The organism is Akkermansia muciniphila (assembly GCF_018709685.1).
In the GTDB taxonomy this organism is placed as follows: Bacteria; Verrucomicrobiota; Verrucomicrobiia; order Verrucomicrobiales; family Akkermansiaceae; genus Akkermansia; species Akkermansia muciniphila_E.
In genome coordinates this window covers 174613-190817 of sequence record NZ_JABDHQ010000002.1, presented here as the reverse complement: position 1 = coordinate 190817, position 16205 = coordinate 174613, and the positions used below count along the sequence as shown (strand labels likewise).

The 16205-nt window shown below is 59.3% G+C and carries 17 protein-coding genes; 11 read left to right on the top strand and 6 right to left on the bottom strand.

The features are described 5' to 3' along the window. Positions 1-22: 22 nt before the first annotated feature. On the bottom strand, positions 23-667 hold the full coding sequence (locus tag HHJ06_RS02250; RefSeq protein WP_215427177.1) for a hypothetical protein: 645 nt from the start codon (positions 665-667) through the stop codon (positions 23-25). Positions 668-890: 223 nt separating this feature from the next. Here HHJ06_RS02250 and HHJ06_RS02245 point away from each other — a divergent pair, with 223 nt between their 5' ends. The 3 genes from HHJ06_RS02245 to HHJ06_RS02235 are packed head-to-tail and all read left to right on the top strand — an operon-like array spanning position 891 to position 3528. Continuing rightward, positions 891-1955, top strand: coding sequence for an ABC transporter substrate-binding protein (locus tag HHJ06_RS02245; RefSeq protein ID WP_215427175.1), 1065 nt, complete (start codon positions 891-893; stop codon positions 1953-1955). Beyond that, positions 1952-2740 carry an ABC transporter ATP-binding protein gene (locus tag HHJ06_RS02240; RefSeq protein WP_215427173.1) on the top strand — a complete coding sequence of 263 codons (789 nt, stop codon included), beginning with the start codon at positions 1952-1954 and terminating at the stop codon, positions 2738-2740. The genes HHJ06_RS02245 and HHJ06_RS02240 overlap by 4 nt, the downstream gene beginning before the upstream one ends. Continuing rightward, positions 2737-3528, top strand: a complete 792-nt coding sequence (locus HHJ06_RS02235; protein ID WP_215427171.1) for an ABC transporter permease — start codon at positions 2737-2739, stop codon at positions 3526-3528. Before HHJ06_RS02240 ends, HHJ06_RS02235 begins: the two co-directional genes overlap by 4 nt. 57 nt (positions 3529-3585) lie before the next feature. On the opposite strand, the gene lpxD is transcribed toward HHJ06_RS02235, so the two are convergent. Together lpxD and HHJ06_RS02225 are read right to left on the bottom strand one after the other, a co-directional pair. Continuing rightward, a complete protein-coding gene (gene lpxD / locus HHJ06_RS02230; RefSeq protein ID WP_215427169.1) occupies positions 3586-4623 on the bottom strand; it encodes a UDP-3-O-(3-hydroxymyristoyl)glucosamine N-acyltransferase in 1038 nt (345 codons plus the stop codon). A gap of 39 nt (positions 4624-4662) precedes the next feature. After that, positions 4663-5259, bottom strand: coding sequence for an OmpH family outer membrane protein (locus HHJ06_RS02225; protein ID WP_215427167.1), 597 nt, complete (start codon positions 5257-5259; stop codon positions 4663-4665). A 149-nt stretch (positions 5260-5408) separates the two neighbouring features. Between HHJ06_RS02225 and panC the strand changes: the two genes are divergently transcribed. Together panC and HHJ06_RS02215 are read left to right on the top strand one after the other, a co-directional pair. After that, the gene (panC, locus tag HHJ06_RS02220; RefSeq protein WP_215427165.1) at positions 5409-6254 is read left to right on the top strand and encodes a pantoate--beta-alanine ligase; all 846 of its coding nucleotides are present in this window, start codon (positions 5409-5411) and stop codon (positions 6252-6254) included. A gap of 29 nt (positions 6255-6283) precedes the next feature. Then, positions 6284-6937, top strand: coding sequence for an ABC transporter ATP-binding protein (locus HHJ06_RS02215; RefSeq protein WP_215427163.1), 654 nt, complete (start codon positions 6284-6286; stop codon positions 6935-6937). Between the two features lie 36 nt (positions 6938-6973). Here the strand turns inward: HHJ06_RS02215 and HHJ06_RS02210 are convergent, their stop codons facing one another. Together HHJ06_RS02210 and HHJ06_RS02205 are read right to left on the bottom strand one after the other, a co-directional pair. Further along, positions 6974-7960 (bottom strand): M28 family peptidase, encoded by a 987-nt coding sequence (locus HHJ06_RS02210; RefSeq protein WP_215427161.1) that lies wholly within the window; start codon positions 7958-7960, stop codon positions 6974-6976. Between the two features lie 107 nt (positions 7961-8067). Then, entirely contained in the window at positions 8068-8556 is a 489-nt protein-coding gene (locus tag HHJ06_RS02205) for a hypothetical protein (protein WP_215427159.1), read from the bottom strand. Positions 8557-8886: 330 nt separating this feature from the next. Here HHJ06_RS02205 and cdaA point away from each other — a divergent pair, with 330 nt between their 5' ends. The 4 genes from cdaA (at position 8887) to HHJ06_RS02185 (ending at position 12809) form a co-directional block, all read left to right on the top strand. Next, positions 8887-9678 carry a diadenylate cyclase CdaA gene (cdaA, locus tag HHJ06_RS02200; RefSeq protein WP_251841381.1) on the top strand — a complete coding sequence of 264 codons (792 nt, stop codon included), beginning with the start codon at positions 8887-8889 and terminating at the stop codon, positions 9676-9678. Continuing rightward, positions 9656-9808 carry a hypothetical protein gene (locus HHJ06_RS02195; protein ID WP_180972273.1) on the top strand — a complete coding sequence of 51 codons (153 nt, stop codon included), beginning with the start codon at positions 9656-9658 and terminating at the stop codon, positions 9806-9808. The genes cdaA and HHJ06_RS02195 overlap by 23 nt, the downstream gene beginning before the upstream one ends. Positions 9809-9822: 14 nt before the next feature. Further along, a complete protein-coding gene (gene bioD, locus HHJ06_RS02190; RefSeq protein ID WP_215427157.1) occupies positions 9823-10464 on the top strand; it encodes a dethiobiotin synthase in 642 nt (213 codons plus the stop codon). Between the two features lie 176 nt (positions 10465-10640). After that, positions 10641-12809, top strand: a complete 2169-nt coding sequence (locus HHJ06_RS02185) for a family 20 glycosylhydrolase (RefSeq protein ID WP_215427155.1) — start codon at positions 10641-10643, stop codon at positions 12807-12809. 17 nt (positions 12810-12826) lie between these two features. Here HHJ06_RS02185 and HHJ06_RS02180 read toward each other — a convergent pair whose 3' ends face one another. Next, on the bottom strand, positions 12827-14206 hold the full coding sequence (locus tag HHJ06_RS02180) for an alkaline phosphatase family protein (protein WP_251841380.1): 1380 nt from the start codon (positions 14204-14206) through the stop codon (positions 12827-12829). 79 nt (positions 14207-14285) lie between these two features. On the opposite strand from HHJ06_RS02180, the gene rph reads away from it, so the two are divergent. Then, entirely contained in the window at positions 14286-15071 is a 786-nt protein-coding gene (gene rph / locus HHJ06_RS02175; protein ID WP_215427153.1) for a ribonuclease PH, read from the top strand. A 198-nt stretch (positions 15072-15269) separates the two neighbouring features. Beyond that, complete coding sequence (locus tag HHJ06_RS02170) at positions 15270-16028, top strand: type II secretion system protein (protein WP_215427151.1); 759 nt, start codon at positions 15270-15272, stop codon at positions 16026-16028. The last annotated feature ends 177 nt before the right edge of the window (positions 16029-16205 follow it).

The following is a 16205-nucleotide window of genomic DNA, read 5'->3' as shown; positions in this document are numbered from 1 at the left end:
CTGTCTTTTTATGGGTCCGGGTTCAGGAGGCGCGTTTGGCCGCCAGGTGCATGCACCCCAGGATGAGGGCAATGATCACGAGCGGCCCAAGGATGTCCCCGTAACCCACCATGCCCGTGTTGACGGGGGCCAGGCACAGCAGGAACCACCATGCCAGGGCCAGCAGGCGCAGAAGGGGGGAAGAGCCGCTCCCGGAGAGGAAGACGTAAATAATGAGGGCCCAGAGCCGGGAGAAGCGCGGCAGCGTGACCAGCCATTCCCGGTGGTCCGCGCCGGGCCAGACAAGCGTGCCGTAAGAGCCGGAGGCGGGGAGGTCCCCCCACATGGTTTCCGCGGGAAGCGCCAGGTTCATCAGCAGGTTCAGGAGCAGTCCCGCGTAAACGGTAATCATCAGCGCTCTCCATTGGGCGGCCGTGCGCACGGCCAGGAGCAGGAACGCGGGAACCAGCAGGAAGGGTGTCAGCTCCAGCACGCCCATCCAGGCGGGAAGGAGGGAGCCTGTTTCCGCGTAGCGGTCCGCGCCCTGGGGGATGGCGGAGAGGATGGCCCAGTACAGGAGCAGCAGGAGGATGCAGCGGTATCTGACGGCGCGGCTCACGGGGCGTTCTTCATCCGGAGGGAGGCCCAGCCATGCTCCGGGGTGCGGCTGATTGGTGGAGTAAGGCATGGAGGGAACCGGCTCCTTTTGTAACGGGAACGTGGGAGTTTGTCAATAAAGCCCGGTTCCGGTCCGGAAAGCGGGGTTGTTTTTCAACAAAATGGACATTTCAGGTGTCCATTGTGACAAAGTTGTTGCCATCGGCTTCTTGCCGCGGGCGGTTCATTTTGATAGTCGGTGCCTGAAAGGGCGCGGAAAGTCGGCTGTGCCCAGTAACCCCTTCCTTTTGTTCATGTCCCATTCCAGATTCCTGACGATTTTACCGGCCCTGTTTTTCTGCCTGCTGGCTGTTTCCTGCGGAGATAAAAGAAAGGAGGATCCTAATGTCATTGAATTGAACTTCGGCCATTTTCCGAATGTGACGCACGTGCAGGGGCTGGTGGCCCACCATTTTTCCCGGGAGGGGAAGGGGTGGTTTGAGAAACGCCTGAAGGAGGCCACGGGGAAGGACGTCAGGATCAACTGGTACGTTTATAATGCGGGGCCCAGCGCCATGGAGGCCGTGTTCGCCCAGTCCATAGAACTGGCGTACGTGGGCCCCAGCCCGGCCATCAACGCGTTTGTGCGTTCCCGCGGGGAGGACATACGCATGATAGCCGGAGCCGTGGAGGGGGGCGCCGCCCTAGTGGTTCCGAAGGATTCCGTGCTGAAGGAGCCTGCGGATTTCCGCGGCAAGGTGATTGCCACTCCCCAGCTTGGCAATACGCAGGATGTTTCCGCCCGCGCCTGGTTTTCCCGCGGCGGCCTGCACGTGACGCAGCGGGGCGGGGACGTGACCATTCTGCCCACTCCCAATCCGGAGCAGTTGAGCCTGTTCCGGCAGGGCAGGCTGGACGGCGTATGGACGGTGGAGCCGTGGGTGAGCCGCCTGGTGATGACGGCGGGGGGGAAGGTGCTGGTGGATGAAAGGGAGTCCATCGCCACCGTGCTGGTGTGCGGGGCGGAGTTTCTCCAGGACAAGCCGGAGGTGGTGAAGGCTCTGGTGCAGGCGCATCAGGAGCTGAACGAATGGATACGCCGGAATCCGGAGGAGGCCCAGGCGATCGTGGTCAGGGAGCTGGAAGAGCTTACCCATTCCAAAATAGATGCTGCACTGATTGCGCAGGCCTGGAAGAGCATCGTCATGAAGGACAGAATTTCCCTTCCCAAACTCCAGCAGTTTGTGCAGGACGCCCATCACGCGGGGTTCATGAAGGAAGTGCCGGACGTGGCCGGACTGGTGGTTCCGGAGGCGGTGGAGGAACCGCTGGCTGAAGAGGAACGGTTAACCATGATGAAGGAGGGCGCCGGGAGATGATGATGGGTGAAGAACATTGCGGCCCCGGAGGATGCAAGCTGCGCATTGTGGATGTGAGCAAGGTGTTTGAAGGGCGGCGTGGAAAGGTGGTGGCCCTGGAGGGGATCAATCTGAATATCAGGGGCGGCGAGTTCGTTTGCCTGGTGGGGGCCAGCGGGTGTGGAAAGACTTCCCTGCTGAATATCATCGCCGGGCTGGAATTCCCCTCTTCCGGGGTGGTGGAGCTGGACGGGGAACCCGTGACGGGGCCGGGCCGGGACCGCACCGTGATGTTCCAGGAGTCCGCCCTTTTTCCGTGGCTGGACGTGATGGGGAATGTGATGTTCGGCCTGAAGCTGACTCCCGGCCTGACACGGGGGGACCGCCTCGCCATTGCGGAGAAGAATCTGGAGCTGGTGGGGCTGAAGGATTGTTCGCACTCCCATATTCATGAGCTTTCCGGAGGAATGAAGCAGCGCGTGGCGCTTGCCCGCGCCCTGGCTACCAGCCCGCGCATCCTGCTGATGGACGAGCCTTTTGCCGCTCTGGACGCCATGACCCGCGAACAGCTTTACCAGGATCTTCAGGATATTCATTTCCGCTGCGGCATGACGATCATCTTCGTCACGCACAATATGCGCGAGGCCGTTTGCCTGGGGGACCGCGTGGTGCTGTTCACTCCGCATCCCGGCCGCATCCGGGAAGAGTATTTTGTGGGCCTCCCCCATCCCAGGGACATTAATAACCGGGACCTGGCGCAGTTGTCCGCCCGCATCACCCAGGATTTGAAAGGAGCGATGGCATGAACAGGCACAAATGGTCCAAGTGGGCGGCCCATGGATGTTCGCTCGTATTTTTCATCCTCGTGATCTGGGTATGGCAGTATTTGAGCGACCAGAAGGTGTGGAAGCCCTATTTGTTTCCCTCTCCGCTTGAGGTGTGGGAGTATTTGCGCTCCTCCTTTATGGACGGGTCTCTGGAAGAGTCTTCCTGGATTACCGTGAAGAGGCTGGTCATGGGGTACGGAATAGGGCTTGTCATGGGTATTCCGCTGGGCATGCTGTGCTCCCGCTTCCAGTTGATTCAAAATACCCTGGGGCTCGTTTCCCTGGGGTTTCAGGCCCTTCCCAGCGTGTGCTGGGTTCCGCTGGCTACCTTGTGGTTCGGCCAGACGGAGGGGGCCATGCTGTTCGTGGTGATCATGGGGACGCTGTGGTCCGTGATTCTGGCGACGGCCAACGGCATGCGGAATGTGCCGCCCATTTACGCCCGGGCGGCGCGCACGATGGGCGCGGGGCCCTTTTACTGCCTGATTCACGTGACTCTGCCCGCTTCCGCCCCCTTTGTGGTGAGCGGCATGAAGCAGGGCTGGGCCTTTGCGTGGCGCTCCCTGATGGCGGCGGAAATTTTCGTGCCCATTCTGACCGGGTTCGGCCTGGGACAGCTCCTGCATTACGGGCGTGAGCTGAACGCGATGAACCAGGTGGTGGGCATCATGTTCGTAATCGTGGTGATCGGCCTTTTATCTGACAAGATTCTGTTTTCCCCGCTGGAACGGTTCCTGCACCGCCGCTGGGGGACGGGGCAGGCGTAAAAAGGCGCGCCTTCCAGAGACGGGAGGCACGCAGGTTTTCCGGCGCCGGCAGGTCCGTTACTTGCCGGGGTTTTCCAGGCCCTTCTTGAGGGCATTGAATTCCTTGATCAGTGCCGGAAGCTTTCTGAGGCAGGCGTATTGCCGGCTGGCGTCCCTGAACGGAGATGCCGGGAAGCCCCAGTAGGTGACGTTTTCCGGAATGTCCGCGATGACTCCCGTTTTTGCGCCCATGACGGATTTTGAACCGATTTTAAGGTGGCCGGAGATGCCGACCTGTGCGGCGATGGTGGCATAGTCGCCAACCTTGGTGCTGCCCGCGATGCCTGTTTGGGCGGCAATGACGCAGTGTTTACCGACGACGACGTTGTGGCCGAGCTGGATCAGGTTGTCAATCTTGGTGCCTTCCCCCACGATGGTGCGGCCGAACCTGGCGCGGTCAATGGTGGTGTTGGCGCCTACGTCCACGTCATCCCCCAGTTCCACGATGCCCACTTGGTCAATGCCCACGTAGCGGCCATTGTCCCCCATCAGGAAGCCGAATCCGTCGGACCCGATGACGGCTCCGGGCTGGATGGTCACACGGCTGCCGAGCTTGCAGCGTTCACGGATGGTGACATGGGCGTACAGGCGGCAGTTTTCCCCCATCGTGACGCCGTCCCCGATGTCGCAGCCGTTGCCGATGTCCGTACCGTCTCCGATCACGCAGTGCGCGCCGATGCAGGTATAGGCCCCCACATGGATTTTATCCGGGTTGAAGCTGGCGGAGGGGTCAATGATGGCCGTGGGATGGATGCCGGGGGCGAACCGGTAGGCGGAGGCCATGAAGTATTTCACCAGGGCGTTGAACGCCATGGAAGGGTTGTCCACTTCCACAAAGGCGGTGTTTTCCGGGTATGCGGGCAGACCCGGAGGCACCAGGACGATTCCCGCGGAGGTGTGCAGGAAGTCCTGAAAGTATTTCTCATTGCCGAGGAAGGAGGCTTCCTCACGGGTGGCGTCGAGAAGGGAAGCGACCCCGAACACAGCCAGTTCGGGGTCGCCTGAAAGGATTTTTCCCCCGGTAAGGGCGGCCACGGCTTCAAGTGTAAGCTTCATGGGAGTATGATTCCGCCTTCCCGGGGGTAATGTCAAGGGTTAGTTGGCCGGGGCCGCGGGAGCGGCGGGAACGGCCGGGGTCTTTTTCTTGGTGGGGTCAAAGCCCTTGGGTGCGTCCTTGTTGAGTTCCTTCATCACGGTGGGGGTGATGTCCATGCTGGGCTTCGTGTAGACGAAGACCTGGTTGGAACGGAGGGCCTGGGCGCTCTTGTCCAGAACAAGGTCATAATTTCCCTTGGTGGCGATGCCTTCCGTGATCTTGGTGATTTCACCCATGATCTTGGTGGAGCGCACCTTCATCTGTTCCTGGAGGGATTTGAGCTGGCGTTCCACGAAGCCGCGGCGTTCCTGTTCCAGCGCAATGACTTCCTGACGCTTGATCTGGGCTTTCTGTTCCAGTTCCTTCTTGTCCTTTTCATTCAGCATGGGGTCCTGAAGCTTCTTGACCATGTCATTGAAGTCCGCTTCCATCTTCTTGATGGTTTCCGCGCGGGTGTTGTTGGTTTCCTGCACGGTCTGGGCGGCCTTGTCCACTTCAGCCTGGGCTTCATGGGTTTTATAGTAATCGGCAAAGAGTTTCTGCACGTCCACCGTTGCTACTTTCAGCTCGGCGTTGGCAGTGGCGCTCAATGCCATTGCAGCGGATACACATAATGCTGTTTTGAAGAATCTCATAATTTTTAGCGTCTTCTGACTTTGCCAGTTTACATGCCGAAAAACATGCGTCAATCTTCTAGGTATATTTCAGGATTGAACTTTTGTCATCATGGGGCCACTTTAAGCGCATGCAAACATTTTCCACCAAGGCCCAGTTAAAGGGCGCCCTGCTGAAGCACCACCGCAAGCATGACCATGTGGTTCTGGTTCCCACGATGGGAGCCCTCCACGACGGGCACCGCGCCCTGCTGGAACAGGCCCGCAAGCTGGCGGGAGAAGACGGCGTGGTAGTGGCCAGCATTTTCGTCAACCCCATCCAGTTCAATAATTCCTCCGACCTCCAGACCTATCCACGCACCCCTGAAAAGGATTTGGAAGTGTGCGAGGGCGCGGGCGTGGATTACGTGTTTTCCCCCGCTCCGGAGGAGATGTATGCCGGGGAGCGCAGCATCACCGTGGAGGAGGGCTGTTTATCCGCCACCCTGTGCGGAGCCTCCCGTCCCGGGCATTTTTCCGGCGTCTGCACGGTGCTTGCCAAGCTGTTCAACTTGGTGCAGCCCACGGACGCCATTTTCGGCAAAAAGGATTACCAGCAGCTGGCGATTATCCGCCGCATGGTGCGCGACCTGGATTTTCCGGTGCACATCCACGGGGCGGAGATCGTGAGGCACGGGAACGGCCTGGCCTACTCCTCCCGGAACGCCCGGCTGACGCCGGAGCAGAAGGAACAGGCCGTGGTGATACGGAAGGCCATGCTTCAGGCGCGGGAGGAGTTCCGCGCCGGAACGGATGTGCAAGCGGTGAAGGAGCATGCCGCCGCCATGATTGAGGCGGTGCCCGGCACGCGCATCGATTATCTGGAGATTGTGGATGCGGAGACCATGCAGCCTCTGGCGGAGAACCGGGATCCGGCGTTGATGGCCGCCGCCGTCTATTTCGGCGACGTGCGTCTTATTGACAACATAGAACTTTAATCCCGTACGGATTCCCTTATACTGCGCCCGTGATTACCGCCGCCAACCTCCACCGCAGCTATTCTATCGGCAAGAAGTCCATTGAGATTCTGCACGGGGTGGACCTGCACATCGCCGCCGGGGAAAAGGTGTTCCTGTGCGGCCCCAGCGGAGCCGGAAAGACCACGCTGATGTACACGCTGGCCGGGCTGGAAACGCCCCAGCAGGGGACCGTGACGATTGACGGCACGGATATTTACGCCTTGTCCGCCACGGCGCGGTCCGTGTTCCGGAACCGGAACATGGGGTTCATTTTCCAGAATTACCTGCTGATGCCGGAGCTGACGGCGCTGGAAAACGCTTGCCTGGCCTCCTCCATCGGCAGGAGGCCGCGCGTGGAATACGTGACGAAGCTGATGGAGCGCGTGGGCCTCTCCCACCGCCTGAACCATCTGCCCAGCGAGCTGAGCGGCGGGGAGCAGCAGCGCGTGGCGATCGCCCGTGCGCTGGCGAATGACGCTCCCATCATTTTTGCGGATGAACCCACCGGGAACCTGGACCGGAAGAACGGCGCGGAGGTGCTGGACCTTTTGTTCGGCCTGGCGGACGAGTCCCGCAAGACGCTGGTGATCGTGACGCATGACGAGCACCTGGCCCGCCGGGGAGACCGCATCATCACGATCATGGACGGAAACGCCGTTTGAGGCTGTCCGTTCCGGGGAGTTTTTTATCTCTCCGTTTTATTTGCCGTCTTGCGCCAGATGCAGCACGGCTTGGTGCACGCCCCGGACCACCTGCGCCATGCAGGCGTAGTCCAGCGTTTCCAGCAGGTCTCCGGGCTGGTGGTAGTTCGGGTTCCGGAAGAAGGAGGTGTCCGTAATCATGACGGCGGGCAGGTCTTTGGCCCAGAAGTTGCGGTGATCGGAGAAGTCCATGCACATGCCCTTGATTTCCGGCAGGTTCAGGCGGACGGTGGGAAGGAAGGCCTGCATGTTTTTCTGGATGGTACGCGCCAGCCTGACGCTGTCCCAGTTGCCGACGATGGCGATGAAGTCCCCCTTGTCCGGATACAGGGCGCCCATGCCCGCGGCGGGGTAGGACTGGCTGTTTTCCTTGTCCGAGAAGTAGCCGATCATTTCCAGGCAGATCATGGCTTTCACCCCTATCTGCTCCGTATAGAGTTTCCGGGCGTGCTGTGCGCTGCCCATCTGTTCCGTGCCGAAGTAGGGCGGTTCCTCATTGGCATACGCGATAAGCTCAATGGTGCAGTGGGGGGAGACGCCCTTGAGCATGCGCCCCAGGGCCAGCAGTCCGGCCACGCCGCTGGCGTTGTCGTCCGCTCCGGGGGTGTCCCCGCAGGTGTCGTAATGAGCGCCGACGATGATTCTTTTGGCGGATTTACCGGGGAAAACGGCGCTGACGTTGACGAAGGTGCGCTTGTCCGCCGTGAAAGGCTGGTACGTGACCGTGGCTCCCGAGTCCGCCAGGGACCGGGCGATGTATTGGACCGCCCTGGCCTGGTTCTTTTCATACCCCGCCGGGCGCGGGTGGCAGTCTTTGGACAGGTAGCGGACGTCCTTTTTCAGCTCCTGCTCCAGCCCCGGGCGGACGGCAGCGGCGGGAGCGCCGCCGTCCGCGGGGGTGGTGCAGTGGGAAATGATGCAGCCCGTGGAAATGGTGAGGATGAGGGCGACCGAGAACAGAGAGAGATAAACCCGGAGTTTCATGCTCCCTTTATAGCATTCTCCCCTGTGGTGACAACTTCAATATGTAATGAGAGTTGTGACGTATGGAATTATTACAGCCGCATCCGGTTACGGACGGCGGTCATGCATTATTCCTCATAATCTTCATCGGAATCTCCCTTGCAGAGAAATGCGAAATCCGGAGAGCTTCCTGCTTCATCCAACAGTTTTCCCCATGTAAGACCGGGGTCTTTAACAAGATCATGCGCATAAGCCAGCATATTGTCCGGTGCCTGTCCATATCCACGTCCTACTTCACAGACGCATAAGATAAGAATGAGGTATATCGTTGGCGAGAGAAGAGAATCTTCTGGAATCTCGTTTGTACAGTATTCTATGAATTCCGATGCAGATTCTTGACTATTTTTATCCAATTCTTGAAAGAGCGCTTTATATGATTGGGGCCTTCCCTGTCTTATTACGGGATCATATTTTTGCCAGCCTCTTCCTAATTTCACAGTGAGTTCTCCTTTAAGCTGTTCAAATATTTTACTGACTTTAGCAGGATCTTCATCTTGAAGCTTCACCAGGGCGAGCCATATTTTTCCTACTCCTTTTAATTGTGCAATTGTTATCATCTTACGATTATTATTTTCCTACTCTTTTTCATGTCCGGATTTTCGGGTTCTCCGTTGCAAGTCCGTACCGTAAGCCAGAGGGAATTTCCGGTTTTAGAACCTTGCCTAAGGCGGATTCGCATCGTTAATTTAAGCCAATTTCCACCTGTTGTTATTGTTCATTTTTCAAGGAGCCGTTATTTTTTTCAAAAGCTCTTGCCTGTATTCGGAACGTGCAGCGATGCCTCTGGATTCGAGTGGCTGGAGGTTGAGGGTAAATTTCCGGTGCCCGGCCGTAACGCGAAAGGATCGGTATTGCAATCATGCGGGTTGTTGTGTAGCTTGTTGCGCATGTGGGACTGGATTATGATCAAGGATGCGCTCCGGGCGATCGTTGAAATTTTCATCCTGTGGGTATTCCTGTACCAGATTTACCGCGCTTTCCACGCGACGCGCGGCGCGCGCATCATGGTGGGCCTGTTTGCCTGCTTCCTGGCCCTGGTGGTGCTGGCCTTTTTCTTCCAGCTGAACGTGATTTCATGGATCCTGACGCGCATTTTCGCCCCCGGCCTGGCGCTGGCGCTCGTGGTGATTTTCCAGCCGGAGCTGCGCGTGGGGCTGGCGAAGCTGGGCAGCCATCCGTTTTTCTCCTCCTTCGCCAAGCTCCAGCGGGTGGATTTCCTGGACAATTTCTGCAAGGCGGTGAGCAAGCTTTCCAACCTTCGGTTCGGGGCTCTGTTCGCCTTTGAGCGGAGCATCAGCATGAAGCCCATTGAGGATTCCGGCGTGAAGCTGGACGCCATTTTTTCTCCTGAACTGGCCCTGACGATTTTCCATACCAAAACGGCGCTGCACGACGGGGGCGTGGTGATTTCCGGCGACCGCATTTCCGCCGCCGCCTGCGTGTTCCCGGTGTCCCAGAAGGAGATGAGCGACCGCACCCTGGGGCTGCGCCACCGGGCGGGCGTGGGCATGTCGGAGGAGAGCGACTGCGTGGTGGTGGTGGTGTCCGAGGAAACGGGGGCCATCGCCCTGGCCGTGGGCGGCAAGCTGGAACGCAATCTGACGCCGGAACAGTTGAAGGGACGCCTTGAAGAACTGCTGAATATTTCTTCTTCCAATGAAAAAACTGCTATTGCTTAACTGGCCGGCCAAGCTGTTCTGCCTGGTGCTGGCCGTGATCATCTGGTCTTTCATCAATCACTGGGTGACCACTCCCGACGGCGTGTCCACACGGGGGCAGCTTGAGGAGATCAGAAGGTCCCATCCCTGAAATTGAATATTGATATGAGGAATTTCATTGTTACCGGAACGGATACGGAAGTAGGCAAGACTTACGTGAGCTGCCTGATTGTCAAGGCCCTGAGAGAAGCGGGTATTAATGCCGCAGGGTTCAAGCCCGTGGCGTGCGGAGACAGGCAGGACGCGCGCCTTTTGCGTGAAGCCGGACCGGAAGGCCTGACGCTGGACCAGTTGAATCCCGTTTTCCTGAAGAACGCCACGTGCCCTTATGTGGCCGCACGGCTGGAGAATACGGCGGTGGATGAGGACGCCATCCGCCGCGGCTATGACGCCCTGGCCGCCGCTCATGAGTGCGTGCTGGTGGAAGGGGTGGGCGGCTGGGAAGTCCCGATCGGCCCCGGACGGAATTTCAGCGACCTGGCGGCGGATTACAAGCTGCCCGTCCTGCTGGTGATCGGCAACAAGCTGGGAGCCATCAACCATGCCCTGCTGACGCTGAATGCGATCAAGGCGCGCGGCCTGGAATGCCTGGGCATTGTGTTCAATAACGTGAAGGATGAGTGGGATACCGCCTGCGTGACGAACAGGAGCATGGTGGAGGAGTTTTCCGATGCGCCCATTCTCGGAGAGCTGATCCACGGACAGGATTTCATGGATATTGACGCCCTTCTGGAACGCCTGCGCTGAGCGCGGGAGCGGTTTGACGTATGAAGAAGGGAAAGATTTTTTCCTTCCCGTCCGTTTCAGGGGGTGAAAAGCGGCGTGAAGGAGCCGGCATGCAGTGTTAAAAAGACCAGAAGAAGGAGGCAACTCCGGCAGGCCTGTTTTGACAGGAAGTGCAGGGAGCTGCCGTAGATAAGGGAATGTTTTTGCCCATAGTTTTCAGCGTTCCTGTATGGTTTTTTGCCGCCCTGCTGGTTTGTTCCCCGTGGGGGCTGATGGGCGGGGAGGTGGTAACTGCGCCTGTGCCGGAGTTTTCCTCTCCTGCGCTGATTCCATATCCTTCCAAAGTCGTCAGGGGTACGGGTGGGGCGCGTTTCAAAAGCGTTCATGTGCATTTGGGCCGGGATGTTCCCCGCAGGGATGACCTGGTGAAGGAAATGAAGGATGTGTTCAGGATGTCCGGCATTCCGGCTTCCGTGAGCAAGGATGTTGTTGAGGAAGGTTCCCTGACATGGGAGTTGAGCCTGGACACCGGAATTGAGGGGGAAGCATATGCTCTGTCCGTCGCACCGGAAAAGGCAACTGTCAGGGCTGGGAGCTTTGGCGGTTTTTTCAATGCCCTGCAAACGCTGCGGCAGCTGGTTTCCAAAGAGAAGGAAGGTTTTTTCATGCCGTCCGTGCAGATCAGTGACGAACCCGCCTTCGCCCTGCGGGGCATGATGCTGGACGTGGGGCGTTATTACATGTCTCCCGCGTTTATCAAGGAGCTGATGCGCCGGGTTTCCCGCTACAAGATTAATACGCTTCATCTGCATCTGACGGATGATCCCGCGTGGAGGCTGGAAGTGAAGAAGTACCCGGCCTTGACGGACCGCGCCTTTCACTGGAAGTCACGGCTGCCGGGCAAGTTTTATACGCAGGAACAGTTGAAGGAGCTGGTGGATTATTGCGCCGGGCTGAATATCCAGGTGATTCCGGAGATCGACATGCCGGGGCACAGCCAGCCCTTCGCCAAGGCCATGAAGACGGGGATGCAGACGGAGAAGGGCGTTTCCATATTGAAGGAGGTGCTGGACGAGGTTGTTCCCCTCTTTCCCGGTAGGTATTTCCATATGGGGTCCGACGAGGTGCATATTACCATGAAGGATTTTATTCCGCGCATGGCGGAGTATCTCCGGGGGAAGGGGAAGGAAGTGATTGTATGGTCGCCGGGCGGTCCTCACGACAAGGATTCCGTGCTGATGTGCTGGGGGGAGAGCGAGGCCGGAGCTCGGATGGACAAGGGAAAGAAGCGCATAGACAGCAATGGCTTTTACATTGACTGGGCGGATTCCCAGTCCGGCGTATACCAGGTGTTTTTCCAGCAGCCGTGCGAAGTTCCCCGGGGGGATGAAAAGGCGTTGGGAGCCATCCTGCCCGTGTGGTGCGACGGGAATCTGAGCAGTGAGAAGAGGGTGCTGGAACAGTATCCCCTTTATCCCTGCGTGCTGACGTTTGCGGAACGCGTCTGGCGCGGAGGCGCCACCAAGAGGAAGGATTACATGGCGCAGCTTCCCCCCAAAGGAACGGCCGGATGGGCGGAGTTTCGGGAGTTTGAACAGCGCCTGGCCTCCCACCGTGACAGGTTTTTCCGGGGCGTTCCCTTTGCGTATGTGAAACAGGCGGATATGGCCTGGAGCCTGGTGGGCCCGTTTGACCACCGGGGGAAGAATGATACGTCCTTTGAACCGGAGCGAAAGATTGCTCCTTCCTACCGGAACGGGGACAGGACGCTGGAGTGGAAGAGCACGCCCGTTTACGGCGGAGCCGTGCATATCAGGCACCTTTTTGCGATGTTCAACATGCACCGGAACCAGTACCGGCTGGAGCACTGGCCTACGCTGATGTCAGGGGATGTGGGGAAGAGCGGCGGGACCTGTTACGCGCTGACTTCCATCCGCAGCCCGAAGGATCAGGAAGTGTGGCTGATGGTTGGCCTGAACGGCATGTGGGGGCATTCCGGGGGATACCGCAGCGCGCGTGCTCCGGAGCAGGGGAGCTGGGATTTTTCCGGCGGGGACGTGTGGCTGAACGGAAAGCGCGTGAATCCCCCCAAGTGGCCGTTCAAGAGCCTGCCCTGGACGGATTGGGGCAAGGGGCGCATTGAGGAGGCTCCCCTGACCTGGGAGGGGTATTTTTTCCGCCCTCCCGTGAAGGTAAAGCTCCGCAAGGGGTTGAACCGTGTGCTGGTACGCAGCGTATTCGGCCACTGGAAGGGGGACGGCGGGCAGAGAAGCTGGTTTTTCTGTTGCATTCCCGTCCTGTGGGACGGCATCCATTACCGGGAGGTTCCAGGTTTGAAGTACGATCCCAGGCCGGACGCCCGCTGACGGGCTCGCGCCCGGGTTCAGTCTTCCGCGAAGGCGGAGAGAATGGCCTCATGCACATCCTGCGCGGAACGGATTTCCGGCAGGGAAGCAGGACCGATGAATACGGGCTGCTGGTGTGCGGGCACCTTGTCCCGGCCGTGGGAGCCTTTTACCAGGTCTCCGTTGAGCGGGATGACTTTCATCAGGGCGCGGAACCCCAGCTTCTTTTTCAACAGGAAGGCGGCGGCATGAAGCATGGGGAAGGAGAGGGCGGGGTCAAAAAACATTTCCGCGGGGTCATAGCCCGGTTTGCGGTGGATGTCCACGCAGCGGGCGAAGTCCGGCGCCTTGGCGTCATCCTGCCAGTAGTAGTAGGTGAACCATGCGTCCGGCGCCGCGATGGCGGTGAAGTCCGGCAGGCGTTCCTGCGCCGCGGGATTCAGCCCGGAGAAGTCCGTTTCCCGGATTTCCTCCACGCCAGGGACGGCGGAGAGCAGGGCCCTTGCCTCCTCCTTCACGGAGGGATCGTTGATGTAAACCAGGGCCGTCTGGTGGTCCGCCACGGCAAAGGCGCGGGAGGCGCCGCAGTCCAGCATTTCCGTACCCATTTCCGGTTTCACGGTGATCCAGCCCCGTTCCCGGAAGAGGCGGTTGAGGGCAATGCTGCGGGAGACGTCGGAAATCCCGTATTCACTGAGGATAACGGGGGTGACGCCCTCCTGTTCCAGAAAGCCGATCAGGTCGCACAGGAGGCCGTCCATGGCCTCCGCCGCCCGTGCCGCCTGCATGGAGGAGGGACCGAATTTCTGAAGGTCATAGTCCAGGTAGGGCAGGTAGATGAGGCTGAGGCTGGGGCGGTGCTTCCGTTCCACCCACCGGGCGGAGTCCGCTATCCAGCGGGAGGACTGGATGCCCGCCATCGGCCCCCAGAAGGTGGGGAAGGGGAATTCCCCCAGGTCCTTTTTAATGGTTTCCCGGAGTTCCATGGGCTGGGTGTAAATATCGAAGACCTTGCGGCCGTCCGCCGGGTACATGGGACGCGGCGTGATGGTCCAGTCTGCCGTGGAGTACATGTTGTACCACCAGAAGAGCTTGGCGCAGGTGAAGCCGGGGCCGTACCGTTCCCGCAGTTTTTCCCAGAGGCGCGGTCCCTGCACCAGCTTGTTGGACTGCTTCCAGAACTGGATTTCACTCATGTTCCGGTTGTACCATCCGTTGGCGGGAATGGCGTGCTCCCGCGGGGAAAGCCCCGTTACATAGGTGCTCTGCGCCGTGCAGGTAAGGGCCGGGAAGGCGGGGGGGAAGGAGGAAACGCGCCGCCCCTCCGCCCACGCGGTGAGCCTGGGCATGTGTTCCATCATCTGGCGGGAAAGGGCCACCACGTCAATGACGGCCACGCGGGTGCTGGGGAGTTTCATGGAGGGGATATTAGCGGTTTGGCGCGGGAATTCCACTTTCCATTTGAAAAAACCGCCCGCATCCGTCATGATTCCGCGCATGGAACGTCAGGATAAACGACTTGTGGACCAGTTGCGCCCGATCAGCTTTGAAACGGGCATTGCCCCGAACGCCACGGCCTCCGTGCTGGTGACCTTCGGCCGCACCAAGGTGATTTGCGCCGTTACGATTGAGGAGGATGTGCCCCGCTGGATGAAGGTTCAGCGCGTGGAGGGCGGGTGGCTGACGGCGGAGTATTCCATGCTTCCGTATTCCACGCTTGACCGCAAGCGCCGTGATATTACGGCAGGGAAGCTGGACGGGCGTTCCAGCGAGATTCAGCGCCTGATCGGCCGTTCCCTGAGGGCCGCCGTGGATCTGGGCAAGATCGGCCAGCGCACGATCTGGGTGGATTGCGATGTGCTGCAGGCTGACGGCGGCACCCGCACCGCTTCCATCACCGGGGCTTCCGTGGCTCTGGCCATTGCCGTGAACAAGCTGATGGCCGCCGGGAAGCTGGCGGAATCCCCCCTGAAGAGGCTGGTTTCCGCCGTTTCCGTGGGCATGCTGGACGGGGAGGCCCTGCTGGACCTCTGCTATGTGGAGGACAAGGACGCGGAGGTGGACATGAACCTGGTGATGACGGATCACGGAGAGTTTGTGGAAGTGCAGGGTTCCGGGGAGGAGGCCGTGTTTACGGCGGACCAGATGAACCGGATGCTGGAACTGGGCCGCAAGGGCCTGGACGAGATTGCGGAGCTTCAGCGCCAGGTCATTGCCGAGGCGGACAAGCCGGAAGCCGGAGCGCTGGAAGGCCTGAGCGCCTTTTTCGGCAGCGGCAGGTAGGCATGGATTTCCCATGGCGCGGGATTTTTCCGCCCCCCCGGAAAACGGGGCGCGCGGAGGAAGTCCGGCGCCTTTCCAGGCCCAACATTTTTATGAGAATATGCTTGTCCTGACTGGGAAATCACGTTAATAGTAGAGACGAACATAGATAACCACGTACGGTTTTCTTAAACTGTAAACATTCCATCATATCCAACAATGAAAGTATCTTTTGCAACACGCCAGTTACGCAGGGGGTTCACCCTGATCGAACTTTTGGTTGTTATCGCCATTATCGCCCTGCTGGCTTCCGTGGCGTATGGTCCGATTCTGAACCAGATCAACAAGGGCGACCAGATGCAGGCCCTGACCAACATGAAGAACGTGGGCGTGGCGATGAACGAGTTCAAGTCCAACAGCAAGCTGGGCAACTTCCCGGATGACATCACCGCAGACCGCGTGGTGGCGCAGCACAACTACATGACGGGCCTGGGCGCTCTCCAGGGAGACACCTCCAATGACTACTTCCGCCAGCTTCTGGGCAACGAATCCGTTTCCGAAAGCAACTTCTACGCCAAGGTGCAGACTCCTTCCGGCGGTTCCACCGTCACCCCCGACGGTGAAATTTATGACGGCAAGGCCCTGACCCCCGGTGAAGTGGGCATTTCCTACGTCATGCGCAAGGGTGACAACAACAAGAAGGTGGGCATCGGCAGCTCCGTGGGTGAATACCCCCTGATGGTTACTTCCGTGCTTCCCGGTGAAGACGGCGGCACTGTCGTGGCCGGCAACGCCGTCCGCTTTGACCCGGAAAGCTTCCGCGGCAAGGTTCTGATCTTCACGACCGCCCAGAGCGCCAAGACCCTGGAACTGGACGACAACGACAACCTCCAGGACACCTTCATCCCCAAGAGAAGGGGCAAGGATGTCAGCGACCAGTTCCTGATTCTTACGCCTGATTTCAGCGGCCAGGAATAAGTTTTTCCACCAGCATGATTTGCACAGGGCGCATCCTCCGGGATGCGCCCTTTTTAATGGAATTTTATTTGTAAACTGGCCCGCTCCCCACGGCCGGAAATCGCGGTATGACAGAGAGGGCCGGGAGGGGAAAAAGGAGAAAAAAAGCGTATACGGAGCGGTTTCCCGGAGGGGAAA